General features: G+C 43.5%; 24 protein-coding genes, 1 pseudogene, 1 riboswitch and 1 other annotated feature. Of the genes and pseudogenes, 8 read left to right on the top strand and 17 right to left on the bottom strand.

What is annotated here, in order from left to right:
- Positions 1 to 8: 8 nt before the first annotated feature.
- From BUA75_RS06930 to BUA75_RS16075, 3 genes are read right to left on the bottom strand one after another with little or no spacing between them, the layout of a single operon-like run.
- Positions 9 to 1,532 (bottom strand): class I adenylate-forming enzyme family protein, encoded by a 1,524-nt coding sequence (locus BUA75_RS06930; protein ID WP_072873880.1) that lies wholly within the window; start codon positions 1,530 to 1,532, stop codon positions 9 to 11.
- Between the two features lie 40 nt (positions 1,533 to 1,572).
- Positions 1,573 to 1,908: an SCP2 sterol-binding domain-containing protein gene (locus BUA75_RS06925; protein WP_072873879.1), complete on the bottom strand. Its 336-nt coding sequence runs from the start codon at positions 1,906 to 1,908 to the stop codon at positions 1,573 to 1,575.
- Positions 1,909 to 1,967: 59 nt separating this feature from the next.
- Positions 1,968 to 2,105 carry a hypothetical protein gene (locus tag BUA75_RS16075; protein WP_207549722.1) on the bottom strand — a complete coding sequence of 46 codons (138 nt, stop codon included), beginning with the start codon at positions 2,103 to 2,105 and terminating at the stop codon, positions 1,968 to 1,970.
- Between the two features lie 47 nt (positions 2,106 to 2,152).
- Between BUA75_RS16075 and BUA75_RS06920 the strand changes: the two genes are divergently transcribed.
- The gene (locus BUA75_RS06920) at positions 2,153 to 3,454 is read left to right on the top strand and encodes an arsenic transporter (RefSeq protein WP_072873878.1); all 1,302 of its coding nucleotides are present in this window, start codon (positions 2,153 to 2,155) and stop codon (positions 3,452 to 3,454) included.
- A 108-nt stretch (positions 3,455 to 3,562) separates the two neighbouring features.
- On the top strand, positions 3,563 to 3,865 hold the full coding sequence (locus tag BUA75_RS06915; protein ID WP_165611968.1) for a hypothetical protein: 303 nt from the start codon (positions 3,563 to 3,565) through the stop codon (positions 3,863 to 3,865).
- 49 nt (positions 3,866 to 3,914) lie between these two features.
- On the opposite strand, the pseudogene BUA75_RS06910 reads toward BUA75_RS06915, so the two are convergent.
- Together BUA75_RS06910 and BUA75_RS06905 are read right to left on the bottom strand one after the other, a co-directional pair.
- Positions 3,915 to 4,217, bottom strand: a pseudogene (locus BUA75_RS06910) (diguanylate cyclase); the annotation flags it as partial.
- Between the two features lie 27 nt (positions 4,218 to 4,244).
- Positions 4,245 to 5,018, bottom strand: a complete 774-nt coding sequence (locus BUA75_RS06905) for a LamB/YcsF family protein (protein ID WP_072873875.1) — start codon at positions 5,016 to 5,018, stop codon at positions 4,245 to 4,247.
- A gap of 203 nt (positions 5,019 to 5,221) precedes the next feature.
- Positions 5,222 to 5,454, top strand: a binding site (T-box leader).
- 223 nt (positions 5,455 to 5,677) lie between these two features.
- Here BUA75_RS06905 and aroF point away from each other — a divergent pair.
- Together aroF and BUA75_RS06895 are read left to right on the top strand one after the other, a co-directional pair.
- Positions 5,678 to 6,541 (top strand): 3-deoxy-7-phosphoheptulonate synthase, encoded by an 864-nt coding sequence (gene aroF / locus BUA75_RS06900; protein ID WP_072873874.1) that lies wholly within the window; start codon positions 5,678 to 5,680, stop codon positions 6,539 to 6,541.
- Positions 6,534 to 6,815 (top strand): chorismate mutase, encoded by a 282-nt coding sequence (locus BUA75_RS06895; RefSeq protein WP_072873873.1) that lies wholly within the window; start codon positions 6,534 to 6,536, stop codon positions 6,813 to 6,815. The genes aroF and BUA75_RS06895 overlap by 8 nt, the downstream gene beginning before the upstream one ends.
- A gap of 83 nt (positions 6,816 to 6,898) precedes the next feature.
- On the opposite strand, the gene BUA75_RS06890 is transcribed toward BUA75_RS06895, so the two are convergent.
- The 8 genes from BUA75_RS06890 to BUA75_RS06855 all read right to left on the bottom strand — a co-directional run bounded on the left by BUA75_RS06890 (position 6,899) and on the right by BUA75_RS06855 (position 14,337).
- A complete protein-coding gene (locus BUA75_RS06890; protein ID WP_072873872.1) occupies positions 6,899 to 8,071 on the bottom strand; it encodes a Gfo/Idh/MocA family protein in 1,173 nt (390 codons plus the stop codon).
- 10 nt (positions 8,072 to 8,081) lie between these two features.
- Positions 8,082 to 9,125 (bottom strand): Gfo/Idh/MocA family protein, encoded by a 1,044-nt coding sequence (locus tag BUA75_RS06885; protein ID WP_072873871.1) that lies wholly within the window; start codon positions 9,123 to 9,125, stop codon positions 8,082 to 8,084.
- Positions 9,118 to 10,125 carry a Gfo/Idh/MocA family protein gene (locus BUA75_RS06880; RefSeq protein ID WP_165611967.1) on the bottom strand — a complete coding sequence of 336 codons (1,008 nt, stop codon included), beginning with the start codon at positions 10,123 to 10,125 and terminating at the stop codon, positions 9,118 to 9,120. The genes BUA75_RS06885 and BUA75_RS06880 overlap by 8 nt, the downstream gene beginning before the upstream one ends.
- A 71-nt stretch (positions 10,126 to 10,196) precedes the next feature.
- Complete coding sequence (locus tag BUA75_RS06875; protein WP_072873870.1) at positions 10,197 to 11,165, bottom strand: sugar phosphate isomerase/epimerase family protein; 969 nt, start codon at positions 11,163 to 11,165, stop codon at positions 10,197 to 10,199.
- A 90-nt stretch (positions 11,166 to 11,255) separates the two neighbouring features.
- On the bottom strand, positions 11,256 to 11,987 hold the full coding sequence (locus BUA75_RS06870) for a ThuA domain-containing protein (protein WP_370541903.1): 732 nt from the start codon (positions 11,985 to 11,987) through the stop codon (positions 11,256 to 11,258).
- A gap of 117 nt (positions 11,988 to 12,104) precedes the next feature.
- Positions 12,105 to 12,893, bottom strand: coding sequence for a 3-hydroxybutyrate dehydrogenase (locus BUA75_RS06865; protein WP_072873868.1), 789 nt, complete (start codon positions 12,891 to 12,893; stop codon positions 12,105 to 12,107).
- 102 nt (positions 12,894 to 12,995) lie between these two features.
- On the bottom strand, positions 12,996 to 13,568 hold the full coding sequence (locus BUA75_RS06860; RefSeq protein WP_072873944.1) for a cysteine hydrolase family protein: 573 nt from the start codon (positions 13,566 to 13,568) through the stop codon (positions 12,996 to 12,998).
- A gap of 34 nt (positions 13,569 to 13,602) precedes the next feature.
- Positions 13,603 to 14,337 carry an MBL fold metallo-hydrolase gene (locus BUA75_RS06855; protein ID WP_072873867.1) on the bottom strand — a complete coding sequence of 245 codons (735 nt, stop codon included), beginning with the start codon at positions 14,335 to 14,337 and terminating at the stop codon, positions 13,603 to 13,605.
- 231 nt (positions 14,338 to 14,568) lie between these two features.
- On the opposite strand from BUA75_RS06855, the gene BUA75_RS06850 reads away from it, so the two are divergent.
- The 3 genes from BUA75_RS06850 to BUA75_RS06845 all read left to right on the top strand — a co-directional run bounded on the left by BUA75_RS06850 (position 14,569) and on the right by BUA75_RS06845 (position 16,745).
- Positions 14,569 to 15,021, top strand: a complete 453-nt coding sequence (locus BUA75_RS06850) for a helix-turn-helix domain-containing protein (RefSeq protein ID WP_072873866.1) — start codon at positions 14,569 to 14,571, stop codon at positions 15,019 to 15,021.
- A 996-nt stretch (positions 15,022 to 16,017) separates the two neighbouring features.
- A riboswitch (cyclic di-GMP riboswitch) is annotated at positions 16,018 to 16,114 on the top strand.
- Positions 16,115 to 16,176: 62 nt separating this feature from the next.
- Complete coding sequence (sinI, locus tag BUA75_RS15605) at positions 16,177 to 16,317, top strand: DNA-binding anti-repressor SinI (protein ID WP_207549721.1); 141 nt, start codon at positions 16,177 to 16,179, stop codon at positions 16,315 to 16,317.
- Between the two features lie 23 nt (positions 16,318 to 16,340).
- Entirely contained in the window at positions 16,341 to 16,745 is a 405-nt protein-coding gene (locus tag BUA75_RS06845; RefSeq protein ID WP_423219870.1) for a helix-turn-helix domain-containing protein, read from the top strand.
- A 111-nt stretch (positions 16,746 to 16,856) separates the two neighbouring features.
- On the opposite strand, the gene BUA75_RS06840 is transcribed toward BUA75_RS06845, so the two are convergent.
- The 4 genes from BUA75_RS06840 to BUA75_RS06825 all read right to left on the bottom strand — a co-directional run bounded on the left by BUA75_RS06840 (position 16,857) and on the right by BUA75_RS06825 (position 20,832).
- Entirely contained in the window at positions 16,857 to 17,849 is a 993-nt protein-coding gene (locus BUA75_RS06840) for a hypothetical protein (RefSeq protein WP_072873864.1), read from the bottom strand.
- Positions 17,850 to 17,896: 47 nt separating this feature from the next.
- Positions 17,897 to 19,009, bottom strand: a complete 1,113-nt coding sequence (locus BUA75_RS06835) for a hypothetical protein (protein WP_072873863.1) — start codon at positions 19,007 to 19,009, stop codon at positions 17,897 to 17,899.
- A 267-nt stretch (positions 19,010 to 19,276) separates the two neighbouring features.
- Entirely contained in the window at positions 19,277 to 20,422 is a 1,146-nt protein-coding gene (locus tag BUA75_RS06830; RefSeq protein ID WP_165611966.1) for a TasA family protein, read from the bottom strand.
- Positions 20,423 to 20,601: 179 nt separating this feature from the next.
- Positions 20,602 to 20,832, bottom strand: coding sequence for a hypothetical protein (locus BUA75_RS06825; protein ID WP_072873861.1), 231 nt, complete (start codon positions 20,830 to 20,832; stop codon positions 20,602 to 20,604).
- A 267-nt stretch (positions 20,833 to 21,099) separates the two neighbouring features.
- Here BUA75_RS06825 and BUA75_RS06820 point away from each other — a divergent pair.
- Positions 21,100 to 22,320: IS1634 family transposase (locus BUA75_RS06820; RefSeq protein WP_423219871.1), on the top strand; the 1,221-nt coding region annotated here is incomplete at its 3' end.

The following is a 22,320-nucleotide window of genomic DNA, read 5'->3' as shown; positions in this document are numbered from 1 at the left end:
TGTATGTCTCAACCGGAGACTTGACCCTCATCTTGTTTTGACCACATCGTTTTAAGACGCTTTCTGTCTATTTTGCCGATCACGTTTTTGGGCATAAACGGTATAAATTTCACCCAACGTGGAGTCTTGTATTTGGCCAAATGTTTCTGGCAATACTGCAGCAATGTTTCTTCATGAATTTCTATTCCGGGCCTTTTCACAATAAAAGCCATTACTTCCTCACCCATAGCCTCTGATGGGACTCCAATCACCGCTGCCTCAAGCACAGCTGGATGACGAATGAGCAAATCTTCTAAATCGCGTGGATAAATATTAAATCCACCGCGAATAATCACATCTTTTTTCCGGTCAACCACAAACACATAGCCATCACTGTCCATGTATCCAACGTCTCCTGTATAAAGCCAACCGTCACGCAAAGTCTCATGTGTGATTTCCGGAAGTCCATGATAACCACGAGTCACATTAGGACCTTTGACGATAAGTTCTCCGACGTCACCGTTGGGAAGAAATTGTCCTTGTTCATTTACAACACGCACTTCTACTCCAGGTAAGGGCAAGCCAACAGAACCCGGTTTAACAGGAAGGTTAAAGCGAGGCGCCGTGACAATGGGCGCCGCTTCCGAAAGGCCATACCCTTCAAAAATTACACAATCAAAAGCTTGCTCAAATTGCTCTCTCTCAGATACTGGCAAAGGTGCAGATCCAGAAATGCAAAGAGCCAGCGAGGTTACATCAAAACGAGATCGTTCAGGGTGGTGCAGTAATGCATGGAACATGGCTGGAACAGCAGAAAAATGAGTGACCCGGTAGGTTTGAATTGCTTGGAGGACAAGTAACGGATCAAAATGCGGCAACATGATATTACGCTCGCCACGGAGAATGGAAACATTCATCATTGTATAACCAAACGCATGGGAAAGCGGCAATATCAGTAAACCTACATGCTCAGCACCGCCAAAGTCGTAGTCTTTTGCCAATTCAGCAGCCGCCTGAGCATTGGCTACTAAATTGTTATGTGTCAATTCCACGCCTTTCGGTTGCCCCGTAGTTCCAGAAGTGTACAAAATGACCCCAATATCTTCATCCTTACATTCATCTAGAAAAGTAAAAGCCGCCGTGTCCCGTTTTCCTGGTTGATGGCGCTCTACCGCCAGCACCTTGGGCGGTGGATTGAGCTGCTGGGCTACATTTTCCAATTTCTTCTGCATCATTTCGCAAGTAATCATCACTTTAGGTTGGCAGTCACGTGCAATGAAAAGGATTTCATCACCTTGCAAAAGAGGCATTACAGGAACTGTAATTGCACCAAGCATTGCAATGGCCGAATATACAAAGAAAACTTCGGGGCGGTTAGGCATGCTGACGAGCACAGTATCTCCTCGGTCGACTCCCTGATGGTGCAGTTCTTGTGCCCAACCTTGCGCCAATCGCAGATGATCGAGATTGCTAAAAGACTGGCCTTCATAAATCAAGCTCGTATACTCACCATAAGTCTCAACATTTTGTTCCAACAGCCGGGATAAATGCATCTGCGCTTCGCCTCCCCGTACTTGTGGAAATGAACCTGAATCAGGAAGCGTAAGCGCTGAGAACCGACTCAAGACGCATAGCTAAACCGAGATCACCCTCTACTCGCAATTTTCCGCTCATAAAGGCAGCTGTCCCATTCAAACGACCTTCCACCATCTCTTTAAAATCGTCTGCAGCCAATTCAAGTGTACAATTGGCCAGTTCCTTTTCTCCTTGAGTTACCTCCGCACTAGTTGGCGTGAGATGGATCTGGTAAACCGCGCCATCTTCACCTGTTAGATTGAACTGATAGATTGCCGTTAACCCGCCAGTTCGACTGGGATCGTTTTTCAAAACCTCATGAATCTTCTCAAAAATCTCCTGGGTACTCGGCATTTTGCATACATCCTTTCTATCCCTGATAAATGTCACGCTGTATATAGCGCTTTTCATATTTATTCAACCGCCAAAACACCATAACCACCATCCCTGATTTCCACTAAAATACCCCCAGAAAATTGGGGGTATGTCAAACTTTCCAAATCATTGTAAAGCCAGTTGCTGTGGATTGTCTTTGCTATTCCTGTTTCCATCCCGATATAATTGTAGTCATGACTTCAATTGTACGGCGGTGCTAATAATGAACCTTTATGCTTGGTTAGCCATTTCAGTATTTCTTCTCACTTTAATCTTTGTTATTTGGCAACCAAAGGGACTTTCAATTGGTTGGAGTGCAACTGGCGGAGCGATATTAGCTTTGCTTCTGCACGTCGTTCATCTGAGCGATGTATGGACTGTCACAAAAATTGTTTGGGATGCTACTCTTGCCTTCGTAGGTATTATTCTCTTTTCAGTCATTCTTGACGAAATCGGATTTTTTGAATGGGCTGCCTTGAAAATGGCTCATGCTGCAAGAGGAAATGGACGCAAGGTATTTTTCTTCATTATCTTACTTGGGGCTATTGTTTCAGCTTTTTTTGCCAATGATGGCGCAGCTTTAATTTTAACTCCTATTGTGTTAGAAAAAATGAAACTGCTAAAGTTTGATACAAAAAAAATGCTTCCTTTTCTTTTGGCCAGCGGCTTTATTGCTGACTCCACATCTTTGCCTTTTATCACCAGCAACTTGGTCAATATCGTTTCAGCAGACTATTTTGGAATTGGCTTCCTACACTATGCATGGCGTATGATCGTGCCTGATCTATTCTCCTTTGCAGCCAGTCTAACAGTACTCTATCTATTTTTTCGCAAAGATATCCCAGCTTCCTATCGCCCCGAAGACTTGCCCGACGCAGCCGTAGCTATACGCCACAAAGGAATGTTTAAAGCTTCCTGGGTTATTCTTAGTATCTTATTCATTGGTTATGTTTTGTCCGATTTATTGCATATTCCTGTCTCATTTGTGGCTTTATCAATTGCGCTGATCTTCTTAATAGCAGGGGCAAAGACGCATTCAATTGAACCGCGTAAAACCATTCGTTCTGCTCCATGGTCTATTGTTGTTTTTTCCATTGGCATGTATGTCGTTGTTTATGGATTACAAAACGCAGGTCTAACTTACTTTTTAGGTCACTTGCTCCGCTGGTCGACAAATGGCGGTCTATACAGCGGCACATTGTTTACTGGTTTTGCCGCCGCTATCCTCTCCAGTATCATGAATAATTTACCTACAGTTATGATTGACGCACTGGCTATCCATGCTGCCAATGTCAAAGGTATCCTGCAAAGCGCCATGGTCTATGCCAATATCATCGGTTGCGATCTCGGCCCAAAAATGACTCCCATCGGTTCTTTGGCCACCTTATTATGGCTCCATATATTGGCACAGAAAGGTGTCAAGATCAGTTGGCAAACCTACATCAAAACAGGTATGGTTCTCACGATCCCTACACTTTTCATTACGTTGTCCGGCTTATATCTTTGGTTAAGCTTGATTCATTAATTAAAAAAGAAACGACTATCTGCATGCTGTGATGAACGCCGATTCTCTTCCAAACCATTCTCCATATGAATATGAGATATCGCAAAAAATTTGAAAGGCGTGCTGTCCTTGGATGATTTATCGCCTTCTTTACATGATCGAACAATGCAGGGTATCCAGTCAGTAATCGATCGAGTCTTTCAACATGTGCAGGGCATGGAAAAAATCATCATCAATCGCTCTATCCAGATGATCTATCCTCGCCTTGAACAGCGTATTCGGGCTGCCTCTGAAGATGAATTGCTTACAGAATTACAATTTGTACATGACTTAATTGAAAAGATTATGCCGCCTAAACCACCTGAAATGGTAATTGCCAAGAAGAAGTCTAAAAAGAGAAAAAATACCCGACTTATCAGCCGAAAAAAATAGCCCTATTGCAATCAGCAACAGGGCTGTAGCGCATAATTTTAGAGAAATTTCAGAACATGGCCCGCTCCAACATATATTGATTACCACCTAATTCCTTGGCACGATACCGACCTCTATCCGCTATTTGAATCACTCTTTGAATTTCCAGGGAGTCAATTGGAAATGTGGCCATCCCCATACTTACAGAAATCATCGGAAACTTTTCTTCCTCTCCCCATGGTCGCCTCATTATTTCAAGAATATTTTCTGCCAATTCAAATGTTTCCATCTCATTTTTTACCAAAATAGCCACTAAAAATTCGTCACCCCCCAGCCGGGCAATCGTATGCGCAGAGGAGGCAACCCGTTGGAGCCTGTTACTTAAACTAGCCTAGTGAATCTATTCATTCGCGTTGCCACAAGCTGCTTGAATAGAAATACCTTCTTCCAGCAGACGTCGATGTATGGTCTGCGCAAAATGAAGCGCGTGATTTCCATCACCGTGTAGACAGACCGTTTCTCCTATAATTGGAATGTTTTCTCCGTTTAAGGTACAAACCGTACCTGTTCGTATCATTTGCAAAACTTGTCGAACCGCCTGCTCACCATTTTCAAGCAAGGCTCCTTTGACATTACGAGGAGTCAATGACCCATCAGCCTGATAAGTCCGATCAGCAAAAACCTCACTGGCGGTATGCAAACCTATTTCTCTGCCAGCGCGAACCAACTCACTCCCCGATAAGCCGTAAAGAATTGCATCAGGACTTACATCTTTTACAGCTTGAGCGATTGCTTGCGCTAAATCAGCTTGAACAGCAGCCATATTGTAAAGAGCACCATGCGGTTTGACGTGGTGCAAACGAATTCCTGCGACCGTACAAAACGCTTGAAGCGCACCTATTTGATAAACAACCATCTCATACGCTTCATCCTTACTAATATCCATTCTTCTGCGACCAAAGCCAAGTTTGTCTGGTAGCCCCGGATGTGCTCCCACAGCAACACCAGCATCACGAGCTTCGTAGACCATTTGGCGCATGATGGCTGGATCCCCAGCATGAAATCCACAGGCTAAATTGACTGAACTGACATACTGCAACATCTCACGACCTGCACCAATTCGATAGGGGCCAAAACCCTCAGCGAAATCACAATTCAAATCAATTGTAAGCAATGGTCATAACCTCATTTTTCTGGTATGAAATCAATGGCCTTGAGAAAAGAAATTTCAGAAAAGCTAAACTGATAACAGTATCCAAATGATACCACAAATAAGTCCGTAAATTTTGTGACTTATGCAAGAAAATCTGCATAAGATGAGATACCTAGCATTGACAACTGAGCACATGCGCGATAATATTTTAACAATTCAATAAATAAAAGGCTGAGATGAAGAGAGTACGTGTTGCTTTCGCTGCAGAGAGCCGGTGGTGGGTGAAAACCGGTGTGAAAGGGGCACGGAAGTTCACTTCGGAGCTGTTGGGTGAACACCTGCTTAGCAGGTTTGAGTAGCCTAAACCGGAAATCAACCAAATTTCCGTTATAACAATGAAGTGAAGGGCTTTGCGCCTGGAATTAGGGTGGTACCGCGAGTAACCCTCGTCCCTATAGGACGAGGGTTTTTTGTCGTTCAAAAAATGACAAAAGGACCTCCTGAACACGCAAAGCCTGGAATTAGGGTGGTACCACGAGCGAATCTCGTCCCTATAGGGACTGAGGTTCGTTTTTCTTTAAAAGACATTTTCAACATTCATTAACCTGCTTGAGAAATGAAAAAGAAAGAGGTTGGCGACTGAGGATTGTCACCTACCCAATAAGCGAGGAGGTCTTTTTATGAGCACACGAGAAGTTCGTTCTAATTGCCCTTATCCATTAGCCAGTCGTCAAAATCAAGCAGCTAACAGCGTAATTACCGTTCACGATATTCAAATCGGTACCCATTCACCAACTATCATCGCTGGCCCATGCTCAGTAGAAAGTTTAGATCAGATAGTTGAACTCGCAAAGGAAATTCAAGCTGCTGGCGCTCAAATGTTGCGCGGAGGGGCATTTAAACCTCGCAGTTCCCCTTACTCTTTTCAAGGTCTTGGCGATAGAGGATTATACTATCTTGCTGAAGCCAGAAAAGTTTCAGGACTCCCTGTAGTATCTGAAATCATGGAAGCAAGCCAATTAGATACTGCCTGCGATACAATCGACGTCATTCAAATTGGTGCTAGAAATATGCAAAATTACTCTCTGCTCAAAGCCGTCGGAAGAACGGATAAACCTGTACTTTTAAAGCGAGGTTTTTCTTGCACAATTGAAGAATGGCTGATGTCTGCTGAATACATCCTCAGTGAGGGGAACCAACAGGTAATACTCTGTGAACGAGGCATTCGTACATTCGAAACAGCCACACGTAATACTCTCGATTTAAGCGCTGTACCGGTAGTGAAAGAAAGAAGCCACTTGCCTATTTTGGTCGATCCTAGTCACGGAACAGGTGTTGCACGCTATGTACCTTCCATGAGTATGGCTGCTCTAGCTGCCGGTTGCGACGGATTGCTGATTGAAGTCCACAGTCATCCCGAAAAAGCTGCATCTGATGGCCAGCAGACCATTACCCCAGCAGAATTAAAATTGTTAATAGATAAAATTAATCTATTTTGCAAAATAGAAAAAAACACTAATAAGGAGGTCGCTTTGCATGGATGATCAAGAATTGCAGACCTTGAGAGGTAAAATTGATGAAATTGATGACCAATTAATCGCCTGTCTTGCAGAAAGAATGCAATTAGTCCTAGAGGTAGCTGCTCGAAAATTGGAAATCGACTGTCCCATTGTTCAGCAGAATCGAGCCATCGAAGTGGAAAATCACTATATTCATATGGGAAAAGCTTTAGGTTTAGACAGCCAGTTCATGACCGATATTTTCCATAAAATCCACAATGAATCTTGCCGTATGCAAGCTCGTCTTTGGCAAATTTGAACTGTCAAAGCGGAGCCCAGTCCAATCTCAAAGGTAAAACATTTTTTGGGGAGGACTGGGCAACCATATTTTTTAGTAAATCTTTAGATAGCTGACCCCATAACTTTTTCCCATTTACCATTTTCTGCCGAGCGTTCAACTGCTGCCATTACCCGTTGGTTATATAGACCATCAGTAAAATTGGGCGATGGTAAATTACGATAATCGATTCCTTGCTCACGCCGTTCAATTGCCATTAAAAAAGTAGCAAACAAATTAATAAACGTATGTTCATAACCTATAATATGGCCGGGCGGCCAATACGCTTGTAGATAAGGATGAACAGATTCGGTACACTGAATTTGCCGAAAACCCTGGCAATCTGCTGGATCGTCCACAAAATACGCATAAAGTCGATTCATATCTTCCAAATCCCAACGCAGAGAACCTTTTTCGCCATTGATTTCAAAACGGTTGCCATTTCGATTGCCTGTCGCAAAGCGCGTTGCTTCAAATACACCCAAAGCCCCATCCAAAAATTTTGCTAAAAATGCTGCGGCATCATCTACATCCACTTTACCTGTAACGTCTTGTTCATTTTCAACCATGAATGGCCTCTCCTGAATAAAGGTTTTCATCACAGCTGTTACGTCATCGATTTCACCCACCAAAAACCGAGCTAAATCAATGATGTGTGAACCAATATCCCCCAGCGCACCCGAACCTGCTAACTGCTTCTGCAAACGCCATTCCATGGGATGATCTGGACTTATCATCCAATCCTGCAGATATTGTGCACGTATATGGTAAATCTTACCTAAACGGCCTTCCTGCAACCATTGCTTAGCCAATTGGACAGCTGGCGCAAAACGATAATTATGACAAATCATATTTATTCCTAAAGCCTTTTTTGCTTCCATCTCCATCTCTACAGCTTCTTCTAACGAAAGAGCCAGTGGCTTCTCGCATAATACATGTTTGCCAGCACGCAATGCGGCTATCGCAATCTCCCTATGCAAATGATTGGGCGTGACAATATCTACAATATCAATATCGTCACGCTCTACTATCTCTCTCCAATCACTGGCCACTTCTGCAAAACCGTATCGTGCCGCCGCTTGACGAACACGTTCTTCCTGACGACCCACCAGTACCTGGAGGGTAACGGGACGTAGATTCGGAAAATAAAACGAGACATCCCGAAACGCATGGCTATGCGCTTTACCCATAAACTGATAGCCAATCATGGCTACACGCAAAGCTTTACCTTCACTCATGGATACCCTCCTAACATTCTACCGGCTTTCCCAATTCAGCAGAGCGATAAAGTGCATCCAACAGTTTCTGTAATGCAACACCCTGTTCGGGCGTGGAGATGGGTTTTGCTCCGCCTAGGCAGGCATCAACAAAGCGCTCAATTTCTAATTCATGACCACCTTTTTTAGGTAAAAAGGCAGGTGTCGTATCCAGCAATGTGTCATGTCTTTCTTCATAGATTTTCAATGGAAAGACATCAGCCCCAGCTTTATCTCCCATCAAGGAAACTTGCATGGTTTCGCGCTTCTCTACATTAGCAGCAAAGGCAGTTTCTAAAATAAGGGTCGATCCGTTTTGAAAGCGAATCATACCCCGCGCCATATCCTCGACAGAAAATTGCTTCCAGTCCCAATCTCCCATCATGCCGACACCTTGTCGATTACCAATCTTTTGATAGGTGGCCGCGAAAACTGTATCAGGCAATGGATAGCCCATTAAGTAAAGAGCGGTATCGAGCATATGTACGCCGATATCAATGAGTGGTCCACCGCCCTGTAACTCTTTATTCGTAAAAACTCCCCATCCTGGTATCCCGCGACGCCGCACAGCTATAGCACGACTAGCGTAAATCTCTCCGAGATCGCCAGCATCAATAAATTTCTTCAAGGTTTCAACTTCGGGGAAATGTCTGTAATGCAATCCGTAAGTCAATATTTTACCTGCCCGTTGAGCTGCATCTGCCATTAATTCCGCTTCCTGCCAACAAAGAGCAGGAGGCTTTTCACATAATACATGGCAACCTGCCTCAAGCGCAGCAAGAGTTGCAGAGACATGGAATTTGTTGGGGGTGCAAACGCTTACCGCATCCAAAGATACTTTATCCAGCATCTCTTCCACACTCGCAAAAACATACGGGATATGATGAGTAGCTGCCACTTCTTTAGCTCTATCCAATTGAATATCTGCCAGTGCTACAATTTCAACACGTGATCCACATTTTAAATAATTGGGTATATGTACGCCTTGGGCAATGCCACCTGCACCAACAATTCCTACGCGTAAAGGCTCAGTCAATTTGCAAACCTCCTATTTCCGATATATCTACAATTCGGCGTTTTTGATGGGATAACTGCGCTGCATCATTGATGAGCGTTAAGTGTTCAATATCTTGCCAGGATGTATTTTGCGGTTCATGATGTAAAACAGACGCTACCCATTGAGAAAAAGGATGCGGCAATGGTTTTGGCAATAACGGAGTTTGCCAAGCTTGATGAGGCAAATGTCTAGAGGCAATACGAACGGATTGTTGATCCACCATTAGACTCCCATCTGAACCATGTAACTCTAAAAGGAAAGAACGCTGTCCGGAAACAAAGCCTGTCTCCAATACAGCCACACATCCTGATTCGTATTTCACGCATACAGTCGCCTGATCTTCTACATCTGAGCTATAAAATGATGAAAAAAGGGCTGATACGGATACTGGTGTGCCTGCCAATCGATTGGCTAAATAAATGGGATGTGCACCCAAATCAATAAGCGCTCCACCTCCCGTCAGTGAGCGATCCAAAAATTCAGCCGGCAACCACCCTTGAGGGTGTTCCGCACTTGACAATATACCGTCATGATGCAATCGACAGCGAATCGAATGAAGTCTACCGAGCAGCCCTTGTTCAAGTGCGCTTACAGCATAGAGAAAGTATGCGTCGGACAATCTTGGTAAACAAAGCGTCAGCACTACGTTTTTATTTTCTAGAATTTCTCGAATCTTTCTACATTCATCTAAATTCATGGCAAGGACTTTTTCCGAAAATACATGTTTGCCCTGTTTTAGCGCTTCTGAGATAAGGGCAAAATGTTGATTGGTAGGTGAAGCAATAATGACTCCGTCCACCTGCTCCCAGATGTCATTTAAATTTTGCACATACATGGCGTCAAACCGCTCGGCAAAAGCGCGACCACGTATTTCATCTGTATCCCAAATGAAATGCAACTCTACTTCTGAATGATTTACAGCATACTGCGCATATTCTGCAGCATGCACATGCCATCCACTTAACAGCGCTACTCGCATCATTATCCTCGCCTTCGAAGTCTTGAAGAAATACACATTGGTCAACCGTTCATTCTCATAAAAACGCAAAATCAAACCCACCAGAGTTGATGCTGGCGTTCCCGAATCCGTAAGCGTTTAAGAAATTCCACTGCTTTTTGAAATCCCTCTTCCACCGACATCAAGCTATCTTCATGTTCAATACTGACAGTCCCTGTATAACCCACTTTTTGCAGTGTACTGAAAATGGATTTCCAGGTTTCTTCACTTTGACCGTAACCAATCGTTCGGAAAATCCAAGACCGCGCCAATTCTTGCTCATAGGGCTTCGTATCAAGCACACCATTGCGGCGGACGTTATCTTCATCAAAAGCTGTATCTTTGGCGTGCATATGAAAGAGTGCTCCTGCTTCAGCGAGAATTTTCAAACTTGTGGATGGATCAATACCTTGCCAGAAAAAGTGGCTTGGATCGAAATTCACACCAATCCACTCTCCACAACGTTCGCGCAATCGCAATGCAGTTTCCGTATTATAGACAAGAAATCCGGGATGGGGTTCAATTGCAACGCGTACTCCATACTTCTTGGAAAAAGTGTTCACTTCTTTCCAATAAGGTATAGCGATTTCTTCCCATTGCCATTTCAGCACCTCATTAAACTCTGGAGGCCAGGGACAGGTGACCCAGGATGGATGTTGTGAATATTGCGATTCTCCCGGACATCCTGAAAAAGTATTAATGGTTTCTACTCCTATGAGGGCAGCCAATTGAATCGTCTCTTGAATTAATTGGCGAGCTTCTTTTGCCGATTCTGGATGAGGATGAAGAGGATTGGCATGACAAGAAAAAGCGCTAATTTCCAATCCATGTTGGCGTATGGTATCTAACCATTCTTGTCTTCTTTGTTGATTCTCTAGCAACTCCTGAAGCGGGCAATGTACATTCCCAGGAAATCCACCTGTGCCGATTTCAAGCGTTTCCAAGCCACTGGATGCCACTTTATCTAACATCTCTTCAAAACTTAGATTCGCAAAAAGAACAGTAAAAATACCAATCTTCACAACTCTATTCCTCCTAACAGCACGCTATGGCGAGTTGGTTAACCAGCCTCTGATAGAATTGCAAAAGATAGGGAAGCAATGAAATATGTATCAACTCTGCAAGGAAGGTAGTGTCTCCAACGCTTGAACTTTGCCACAGATTGGCTGTTTTATCTCATGAGGTGCTGCCCATTCTACAGCATTAGCCAAGACTCGTTGAATTTCCGGGTGATGATAGGTGGGGAAAGTTTCATGACCAGGTCGAAAATAAAAGATTTTTCCTAATCCACGGTGATAGGTGCACCCGCTTCGAAAGACTTCTCCCCCGCTGAACCAACTGAGGAAAATCAATTCTTCGGGCTGGGGAATATCAAAATATTCACCATACATTTCTTCCTGCGGAAGTTCAATGAATTCATTGATTCCTTGAACAATCGGATGATTAGGTTGAACTACCCAAAGCCTCTCTTTATCGTTAGCCTCACGCCACTTCAAATCACAGGAAGTACCCATTAACCTTTTAAAAACCTTGGAAAAATGAGCAGAATGCAGAACAATCAGTCCCATACCTTTCCATACTCTCTGCACGACTTTTTCGACAATTTCATCTGAAACTTCTTGATGTGCAATATGCCCCCACCAAATGAGGACATCTGTCTCATCTAACACTTTGTCATTCAACCCATGCATAGGTTGATCGAGCGTAGCCGTTTTGACGTCATACCCCTTTTCACGAAGTGGAGAGGCGATTGCTTCGTGAATACCATTTGGATATAAGGTACTGACTTTCGGATTTTTTTGCTCATGACGAAATTCGTTCCATACCGTTATGCGAACAGACAATAAGAAAACCTCCACCATAAAGCATCTAAAACGTTTTCTCGACTCTAACACGTTTTTTTTACAAAACCATGACAATCATCTCATTCTTGCGTCTATCTTGAGAAAAACTAATTACAACTACTGCGCAATGTAACCGCCGTCGATAACTACTGCCTGCCCTGTAATGCTACGTCCTGTGTGGCTAGCCAAAAAAAGCACGTAATCAGCTATTTCGCTCGTTTCCAAGAGTCGCTTTTGGGGTACAAGTGGATAAATAACCTCTTCCAAAACTGACTCCAAGGGAACACCTCGCTGAATAGCTAAATCCTTCAACTGGTTTCGCACCAGTGGAGTATCCACATAGCCTGGACAAAGCGCATTTACAGTTATGCCATGCTCGGCCCCCTCTAGTGCGGCAACTTTGGTCAGACCAATTACACCATGTTTAGCAGAATTGTAAGCAGCTTTGCCCGCAAATCCTATAAGTCCGTTAATAGAAGCTATATTGATTATCCGCCCCCATTGACGTTCTTTCATATATGGGAAAGCGTACTTTATCGACAAAAAAGGACCTACCAACATCAGTTGCAACAACTGTTGAAACTTATCTGCAGGAAATTCTTCAATATTAGCTACGTACTGCATACCTGCGTTATTGACAAGAATATCTAAGGATCCATAAGAATGAACCGCAAATTCCAAGAGACACTTGACATCATTTTCTGCCCCTGCATCAGCCTGAAAACAAATCGCTTCCAGACCTCTCTTCTGCAATTGAGACACGGCTACATCTGCAGCTTCTTTGCGAATGTCAGAAACAACCACTTTAGCGCCAGCCTCAGCCAAACGTTGAGCAATGGCAAAACCAATGCCGCTGGCTGAACCGGTTACTACAGCCGTCCTGTTGGCTAACGACAAAGATAGCATGCTATCTCTCCTCTTTCGAAGGAATGAACCGACCAAAAGTGAACCGCTCACCGCCTATGCTGAACATAGAGATGGGATCTTGTAACTGATATGGTGATGAATTCAATTCAATCGTCCATCGAGCATCTTTGCCCATTCTGCCACTGTCATGACCTCGGCTTGCCTAGGAAAAACTTTTTCTATTAATACTCGATGCACTTCTTCATCAGCATCTAAACAGGCGTCAGCAAGAACCACCAACTCATAATCTTTGTCAGCCGCTTCACGCAACGTCGAAAGTACGACGCCACTAGTGGCAATACCACAAAGAACTAAGCGCTCAATGTGTTGGGCACGCAACAGTACTTCTAAATCACTACCTGTAAAAGCACTCACACGCAGTTTCGTAACAACAGCTTCTTCAGGTTGCGGTGCTACGGACTCGTGAATTTGGGTTGAAAATTCAGATTGAATCATGTCGTTTGGATTTTTGGCAATTCTAGAAAATGATAAATTTCGACTGCTAATTTCAGGATAACCAGGACGAAACGCGACCCTCACAAAAATCACCATAACTTCTGATTTTCTCGCCAAAGCCACCGCATGCTTAAACGGTTCAAGCACGCTAGGATCTTCTGCGAAACGTGAAACAATGCCATTTTGCATATCCATAACAAGAAGAGCAGTTTGACTCATAGGCAATTGCTAAACACCCCCAACGCTCAATTCTTCACTTGACTAAGTTTGCAATTTGTTCGTTGACTTGAAAATTACATAAACCACCGTGATAGCAAACGACTTGTTCAATATCTAAGGCAGCAAATTTTTTTAGAGACTTCAGCGCCTCTTCCATATCTGGTGTTGCCTGTGCGCTGGGTCCAAGAAGCTTCCCATTCTCACTCACCATCGCGTCCCCCGTAACCAGCGTCTTACTATTACGATGGTAGAGACTGATATGACCAGGTGTGTGCCCTGGGGTGTATATCACTTGCAAACCTCCAAAAAACGGAAGCCACTCTCCATCTTCTACTGTTTGATTGACTTTAGCTTGGGGAGGATTCAAAAAGATACTCTCCACCTGACTGCGCATCTCTGCTGGTACTTGTTCCAACATCTGAGCAACACGTTGGCGATTCATTTTGATAGGTTCTTTTTCACCTTCAATGTAAGGTTTATCCTCCGCGTGAGCATAGACAGTAATCGACTTTGGAAGCTCCTTGATTAAACTTTCAATGCTTCCAACGTGATCGATATCCTGATGCGTTAAAATAACGGCAGTTATCGTTTCAAACGACACTCCCGCTTTTTCCACCGCTTCGCGAATTTCATTGAGTTGCCCGGGCATGCCCGCGTCTACTAATATGGCTTGTGAATCATCGTAAAAGAGTGTTGGATGAATTAAATTTTTCCGCCCCATTATATTCATTTCCAATTCCAGCATTTCGACTCCATTGGCTATCTTCATCTATCCCAAGCTGATTTTTCACAGCTTGGGTTTCACCTCCTTATGAACAATGAAAACACGCAACTAATTTACGTTGACGTTAACTGAATAACTTGTATAATATCCTAGACCAAGTGTAAATCGCAATCAACTCGAATATATTTTCTTTTCTGTAGGATAACCTAGAGCCATGTCCTGTAGAAGGAAAGAATACAACCAAAATCAGCTTAGATAAGACACGGAGGTATATGATTGGCACAACAGGATAAATACTTTTTGACTATCGACAACGTTGCCAAACAGCTTGGTATCACACCAAGAACGCTTCGTTACTATGAGGAAGTTGGACTCATTTCTGCAGCAGCACGCACAAATGGAGGTCATCGACTTTACGATGAAAAAACGATAGACATGCTGCAGCAAATATTGCGTTTAAAAGAGCATCTCGGCATTTCACTGCAAGAGATTCAAGAAACATTGTCTGCTGAACAATCCTTGCAAGAATTAAAGAAGAATTTTCAAGAGCAAAATGAAAATATAGAAGAACAAAAACGGATCGTCCAAAATTTTATTCAAATACTAGAAGAGTTGATTGAAAAAATGAATCGAAAAGTAGAAAATGTTCAAGCAATGAAATTGCAATATCAAGAAAGAATGGTTCGAGCTAAAAACTTGTTAAAAGAAATAGACTGTTCAAAGGAATAATTCCCCCGTCCAATTGCATAAATACCACAAATACTAGACTCATTGGACTCATGGTCCATGAGTAAATTTATATTTCTTCCCCTAAATACTAGCTCATGAAACCCATTTTTATAATTAAATTATTTATAGTAATTATTGGTGTTTTTATATAAAATCAATAGATAACTAGTAAATCTCTTATTTTGATAACAAAAGGAACTTATTCTAGGTACTTCGCCATTGGAGTTCTTTCACTTTCTGCTATTTCAGGAATACAGTTCTTTACGCCTGCCAAAATACAAGCTTTTAACGATTCTCTTGATAATAAAACGATTACGTTCTCAAGTGATTGGCGGAAAAGCTTACAATCCTATTCAACATCAAAACTTGGAACCACATGCATGAAACAAAGTTTGGGATGGTATGCAATGGAAAACCCTTCATTCCACTTGGGATTATAAATATACTCAATCTACAAGTATTGCGCCCACTTATTAGCATTACGGATCAATTTTTTAATCCGCCTGCACAATCTTTCAATGAGACGTATATTCCGGACCAAGTTCAACCGTTTGAAGGGAGCTATTGTTAAAGAGTTGAGCGCTGTCCGTCCATATATGAGCGGTGCAGCGCCTATTTTTTTAATTCCTTGATTGATTTTCTGTTAGTTCTCATTCGTTCATCTCTCTCATGAATATTCCGTTCGTATCCCTTACCTCTACCCGCAAAGCATATTGGCTTTCTATATTTTCATATTTCAACTGTGTTAGCCTGTTTGTAACGCTCATCTCTGTTTAAACGTTTCTTTTCCTTTCTCGATCCCGTCGCTTTGCATTTCCCCGTTCACCGTTATGACGACAGGACATATGCTTACGGTGCTCGAAAGTATTGTAAACGGAAATAATGTTCCAAATGTTTCAATTCAATCTCTTTCGTTTCAAAATATAGATATGAGTCCAATCGGAACATTTTTAGATTGTCGAAGCACAATCTGTTTCGTATAATGAACGTATCCTAGTTCCTTGAGGGCAAACCTGTTGAAAGACAGGGACGCAAAACTGCGGGTCCTGGATGGAAAAATATAAAATTAAGCCAGGATGGCTGAGTTGCAAGGGTTCGGTAGGAAATCTTACCGAAATGGGGTAAAGGGAATTGCACAACATTCAGCCTAAAACAATGACAGACAAAGAGAACAAAAGGGATACTGAAAGCTTACAGGATTGGGAAGGTTTAATGGCAATGGCTCGAGACTTTGGTTTAACGAAAGAAGAAGTCAGACGCTTCCTCTCTTCCCGCACTATCCAAACGTTGTCTTGAAGGAATAATGTCAATAGTATGAAATGATTCACTTTTATTTAAAATTTACACATGGAGTGGGCGGGGAGACATCTGTGATTGGCAAACGCATACAAACCTTACGAAAATCTCGTGGTTGGTCGCTCAATGAGTTGTCTGAGCGTTCTGGGGTAGCCAAGTCATACCTAAGTATGATTGAACGAGATAAACAACAAAACCCGTCCATTCAAGTTTTGGAAAAACTTTCTCATGTCTTTCAAATTCCCTTGGTGGAGTTATTACCTGTGGATGTGGTATCCACGGTGGATTCAGAAAATCCATACGGGCTTGATGAAGAATGGCTAGAAATTGCTAGAGAAGCAAAACTTTCTGGGATTGATATTGAAGAATTCAAACAATTTGTTGAATATCAAAGATGGAAAAAAATCCAGGATAAAAAGGATTCTTAATTTTTTATATAATCCGTATCAGTGGCATAAATCAAATATTTAATCCTCATTTCTTGCGCAATGAGGATTTTTATTTGGAAATTCTCTATTTAGAAATGATTTTCAATATCCCTATCTCTCTTTTCGCAATCGACTCCCCAAGAAAAGCATTCCTATGCCAAGCAGAATAAAACTCAAAGCTTCGGCTAAAGTTTCCAATACAGGTACCCCAGTCACGGGAGATGTTGCTCCAATGACAGAAGATTGACCAGGAGATGAAATGGGAATGACATGAACTGTTTGTCCTTCTGAATGCCCGCCTGACGGGTGACTAGAAATGCCAGAAACTCCCCCTTGACTTCCGTTTCCAGAAACTGGTTTTCTAATCGGCGGTGCATTCCCTCCTGATGGATTGGGCTGCGTTACAGTAACAGGAGGATTTCCTCCATTGGGTAAATTGGGCTGAGGTGGTCTATTGGGCGTTGTCGGACCTGACGGATTAGAAGGTGTGCCCACGGGAATCGCTTGAACTTGCACTTGCATATAGCCTAAAGCCCCCTGATAATCATTATGAGCGCTTAAAGGCCATTGAAGCGTGTACTGAATGAGCAAGGATTGACCTTCCAATAAAGTAAAAGGTTTGGATTGTACTGTTTGAGAAAAAGGACCCTGTGTTTGAATGGTAGCTTCTTCATCCCCAACGACATAAGCCGTATCACTCATATGCGGTGGAAAATTATCATATTCAAACGCTTTTTGATATCCTGTTCCTGAATAGTCTTTGGAGATATAGGTGCTGGACAAAGTTGTGCCTGTATGACCATTATTTGAAAACAAAGGTCCCCATAGTTTTGTTGTAAAGACCACTTGCTCAGTAACATTTGTTTCGTTCATGATTTCTACAGAACCTGTGCGTGTATCCCCGGGCACTAAGTGATGAACATTAGAAAAAATATGACTTCCATCAGCATATTGTGTAAAAGCTAAACCACCAGAAAATGAAGACGTAAGAGACGGATCGGCCAAAGCAGTCATGCGAAATAATCCATCCGACAGCAATAAAATGCCCACTAACGTACTTCCTGCCACGGCTATGAATCGTTTAGGAAGACGCAATCGACTCATCTTGCACTCACTTCCTTTCAACTACAACCCTACTTTACGAAAACTCTCTAATTTGAAATTTGCGAAACATTCTCATGTTGCACTACATAAGCCCAAGTCATTAATGTGTTGCTAGACGTATTCGGTACAAATGGCGAGGAATTTTTGTAGCCAGCCTCTCCAAGCGGGGAAGTATCCTGTACATAAAGTTGATAGACTACTACTGCAGTTTGTCCCGGAGCTAGAGGAAACCAGGTGGTATTCGAATATGCTGCACTTCCTGCAACGGAATCTACTGCATTAGGAAGTGATAGTGGAATGGATTGTTGTAACTGATTCCAATTGGTGTTTCCCAAAGAAAATATTTGAGAAAAAAGTAAAGAGCCTGAAGCCAGGACAGTACATGACGGATCATTTCCACCTGCTACAACTTCTTGTTTCAGCTTGCTAGCATTTAATTGAGAAAAAAGAGATTGGAAAAAAGATTGCCACGCAACTTCAGGGATATCCGCTACTGTATGGTATCCTTCCGACTGCAAAGAAGAAAAGAATTGTTGACAATAATTTTGCAGAATTTGTTGTTGTTCAGGGGACCATTGGCCGTTTGTCATATAGGCTAAACAACCTGTTAAATGAGACTGATTTTGAATCATTGTTGGCAATTGCAATAACCATTGCTGACAACGCGGCGCAAAAGAAGATATATCAAGATTAGCTAAGGATGTTTCCGTGCTACCAACCGTCCATTGCTGATTTTGTAAGTCTTCTATTAAGGATTGAACAAGATCCTTTTCATCGTTGGTAGATGGCAAAGTTAAAATTTTATAACTACCCGCCAATTCATGTGCCGCGTTAGGATTTCCACCTAAATATAAAGTAGCTGCTGAATCTAATCTAACCCATTCATTCACCGTACCCGTATTTGTAACCATATAAAGAATATCTCGATGAGGTTGAAAATGATTATTCAAAAATGCTGAATAATCTGTACTATCGTATGGTTCGATGAGTAATGAATGGTTTGTGTCTTGCTTTAATTCCACTTGCACAGTCCCCGTTCCAAAAGATACAGGGGATGATTGGGTCTGGTGTGTGAACAATGCATAGGTTCCACTTATGCCTATCGGAACCATTGCAGACATTGTAGATAAGCCAAGATAATATAGCCAACTTTTCTTCATGAAACAACACGCCCCCTACTACTGAACAGCCTTTTGATAAAATGCAGAATATAAATGGATTGACTAAAAATCTGTACGCCAAACGTATGGAAGATTTTTTCAAATCTGCACTCTTTGCGTAATGAACTATGATTCTATGGATTCATTGCCAAAGACTGCAGACTTGTCAGTGCAATATCAGGGAGCCCTGCCGAAAGGGTCCACTTTCGGCAGGGAACTTTCAAATACAGAAGTGCACAAATGGCTCTAACAATAAATCGCAGGTGATTAGCTTCTGAAATTTATAGGTGGATTAGGTGATAATGTGGTAGAATCATTACCACTTGAGGATGATGATGGTACTCCTGGAGTACCTGTTCCGGATGTTGGTCCATTCCCACTTGGAGATGTCGGAACAGAACCACTTCCAGAAGTTGTACCAGCGCTTGACGTGTTTTGAGTAGGACTGGTAGGCGAAGTCAGAATTGGATTTTGGTCATCGTTATGGTTATTTTCCCACTGTGCAGCATTGAATACTACCTGTGCACTACCCCATGCGTCTTGATAGTCATTTCCTGCATGTATCGGCAATTGGCCCGTGTATTCAACCACCATATATTGTCCAGGTTGAAGGACTATACCCTGAACGTCCGACGACCCACTGAACGGCGTCTGCCCGTTCATAAACGTCCCCGTCTGTTGTGGATAATCCTGTCCTGTTGCCGGATTGTATCCCGCCTGGTTGTACGTATAAGTAATCGTGTTTGCAATGATGTCACTTGCAGGTGTCAATGTTTGGCCATTACTACCTGTCACAGTGAACGTGGGTGCCTGTGTGCTGCTGTTTGTCGCATTCATGGTAACAGTCGGTTGCTCATTATATATCTGGTAATTTAATGTATAACTGGCAGGATGATTATCGTTTTCATACTGCGAATTTTGACTGGTACCAGGATAATCTACCGATTCCCAATCCCCGCCCATCACCTGAGGACCATTCGAGAGTAAGCGCGGTTGCCAGAAATCAGCGTACGTCGACTGTGCTGTAGAAGCTACGGGTGAATCACTTGATGGCAATGAACCCTTGCTATATCCGTTGAGCGTTGTCACTTTCCCATTGTTGAGTCCATCATCCCAGAAGATTGGACCATGAGCCTGAGTATTGATGTCTACCACTTCATTCACACTACCTGTGTTTTGTACCACCACATAAGAACCCACATAATCTCCTGGTACCATGTTGTAAAAATCAATCGTGTGATTATTCGAGAAGGTTTGGAACCCTTGGCCTGTCGTGGCAATATCGACTACACCTGCACCAAAGGTTTGCGTATTCGACTGTGCTTGTGCTGTAAATAATGCGTACGATCCCGCTCCCATCATTGCCAACCCAGCTAATGATGTGGCTGCTGCTGCTCCTATTTTTGATTTCATGCTGAATTTCATCCTTTACCCCTCCATAATTTTTTATATTTGAACCTTTCCTGCGATCTCGTTTTATCCAATTGACAAATGATAAGCGAGAATTAGTTTTTCACAGGAATGGACAAACACAGATTGGTTTCGACTAATCGCAAATTCATCATTCATTTTGTTAAACGCAAACCATCACATTACTGTAATGCATTTACATAACTTTGGATGTCATTTTGAAGTTCAGTCACTGAGAGACTTCCAGAATAATTAAAGTTAAAATCTATCTCAGTGCCTGAATTATCAAGCGTGATATTATACGCCTGCGAGCTGCCAAGCAGCTGATTAATATAGTTTTCCACACTGTTCAGGTTAGCATTGGTAGCTTTTGCACCAGTCAGCGTAAGTTGTACATTGGTTGTACTGCTCACCGAACCTCCCCCCGTAGTAATGACAGTACTTCCGTCATTTAAAACGGGTTGTTGAGAATCCGAATGATTATTCTCATACTGTGCCGCTTCTAAAGCTCAAGTTTGACAGTAAGACGCCTCATCGGAACGTCCGAACCGCGCTACAGCGCGGTTTTTTCGTCGTTTGGGGGCGTTTTGTTTGCGAAAATGTAGGTCAAACTTTTTTCGTGTAATCGTTGATACATAAGCACATATGTACTATGATTGTGGATATAAATTCCCGTGGCGGTGATCCTCTTGTTCGCGCAAATTGTATCCACAAAGAAGCCCGACGGTAAGACCTACAAGTATCTCCACATCGTTGAGTCCTATCGTGATGGTCGAACGGTCAAGAAGCGGCGTGTCGCAAACCTGGGCAACATCGGTCAATATTCTGAGCGCGAAATCGAACAGATTATCCGGACCCTCGAGTCTCTCCTACAGCATCGCACCACCGGTTCGCTCGAGGACTTCGAGGCCCAGCAGGTGCTCCATTTCGGCGTTCCGTATGTGGTGCAATTTTTGTGGAACCAACTCGGGCTCACCGAGGCCATTCGTGACGCCCTGCGTGACCGCGAGGTCACCTTTGATGTCGCGCGGTACGTCCAAGCCATGGTCATTCATCGGCTCGTCGATCCCTCGAGTAAGCTTCGCCTCTTTCACACGCTGGACGATCTCTATCTTCCGGACTGGGGCGGGGAGCCGTGGCAGCTTCAGCACTTCTATCGAGCGCTCGACTATCTCGTCGACATCAAGCCTCAACTGGAACGTGTGTTGTACGGGCGACTGACAGACTTGCTGAACTTCAGGCTCTCGTTGGTTCTGTACGACTTGACCAGCACCCATCTCCACGGGCACGCCTGTCCCTTAGGAGAGCATGGGTATTCCCGAACGCATCGCCCCGACCTCGAGCAGGTGGAGCTTGGGCTCCTGGTGACCCCTGAAGGCATTCCCATCACGCACGAAGTGTTCGCGGGCAACGTGTCCGACAAGCAAACCGTGCCAGACATCTTGAAACGTCTGAAAGAAGACTTTGCGGTCGAGCAGTGCGTGTTCGTGGGAGACCGCGGCATGGTCACGGAAAAGAACATGGCCCTGATGGCGGAGGCGGGATTCCCGTACATTGTCGGGTTCCACAAGCGCGGGCGCATCGTGAGCGACGCGTTGCTGGAACAGTTTGCGGACGTCAACGCCTACCATGAACTGAAAGACACCCTGCGCTCCCTCGAGGTGCCCGCCACAAGCGTGGACGACGTCGAAAAGGCAGAAGGCGTCCGATACATCCTCTGCTACAATCCGGAGAAAGCGCGTCAGGATGCCGCGTTTCGGGAGAGCGCGATGGAGGAGGCTGAAGCGGGCCTGAAAGCCTTGGCGGAGAGCTTGACGAAACCGAAGCGCGGCCGAAAACCGACCGACAAAGGCGTCATGCTCAAGGTGGCGGACCTGTTGACCAGAAAAGGGGTTGAAACG

This window comes from Alicyclobacillus tolerans (assembly GCF_900142255.1).
GTDB lineage: Bacteria > Bacillota > Bacilli > Alicyclobacillales > Alicyclobacillaceae > Alicyclobacillus_I > Alicyclobacillus_I tolerans.
This window is presented reverse-complemented; position numbering and strand designations above follow the sequence as displayed.

Coding starts and splice junctions, on each gene's coding strand:
- BUA75_RS06930 (WP_072873880.1), bottom strand. CDS start 1,532: ATGCATTTATCCCGGCTGTTGGAACAAAATGTTGAGACTTATGGTGAG.
- BUA75_RS06925 (WP_072873879.1), bottom strand. CDS start 1,908: ATGCCGAGTACCCAGGAGATTTTTGAGAAGATTCATGAGGTTTTGAAA.
- BUA75_RS16075 (WP_207549722.1), bottom strand. CDS start 2,105: ATGGAAACAGGAATAGCAAAGACAATCCACAGCAACTGGCTTTACAAT.
- BUA75_RS06920 (WP_072873878.1), top strand. CDS start 2,153: ATGAACCTTTATGCTTGGTTAGCCATTTCAGTATTTCTTCTCACTTTA.
- aroF (WP_072873874.1), top strand. CDS start 5,678: ATGAGCACACGAGAAGTTCGTTCTAATTGCCCTTATCCATTAGCCAGT.
- BUA75_RS06895 (WP_072873873.1), top strand. CDS start 6,534: ATGGATGATCAAGAATTGCAGACCTTGAGAGGTAAAATTGATGAAATT.
- BUA75_RS06890 (WP_072873872.1), bottom strand. CDS start 8,071: ATGAGTGAAGGTAAAGCTTTGCGTGTAGCCATGATTGGCTATCAGTTT.
- BUA75_RS06880 (WP_165611967.1), bottom strand. CDS start 10,125: ATGCGAGTAGCGCTGTTAAGTGGATGGCATGTGCATGCTGCAGAATAT.
- BUA75_RS06865 (WP_072873868.1), bottom strand. CDS start 12,893: ATGCTATCTTTGTCGTTAGCCAACAGGACGGCTGTAGTAACCGGTTCA.
- BUA75_RS06860 (WP_072873944.1), bottom strand. CDS start 13,568: ATGAGTCAAACTGCTCTTCTTGTTATGGATATGCAAAATGGCATTGTT.
- BUA75_RS06855 (WP_072873867.1), bottom strand. CDS start 14,337: ATGAAGATAGCCAATGGAGTCGAAATGCTGGAATTGGAAATGAATATA.
- sinI (WP_207549721.1), top strand. CDS start 16,177: ATGACAGACAAAGAGAACAAAAGGGATACTGAAAGCTTACAGGATTGG.
- BUA75_RS06845 (WP_423219870.1), top strand. CDS start 16,341: ATGATTCACTTTTATTTAAAATTTACACATGGAGTGGGCGGGGAGACA.
- BUA75_RS06840 (WP_072873864.1), bottom strand. CDS start 17,849: ATGAGTCGATTGCGTCTTCCTAAACGATTCATAGCCGTGGCAGGAAGT.
- BUA75_RS06835 (WP_072873863.1), bottom strand. CDS start 19,009: ATGAAGAAAAGTTGGCTATATTATCTTGGCTTATCTACAATGTCTGCA.
- BUA75_RS06830 (WP_165611966.1), bottom strand. CDS start 20,422: ATGAAATCAAAAATAGGAGCAGCAGCAGCCACATCATTAGCTGGGTTG.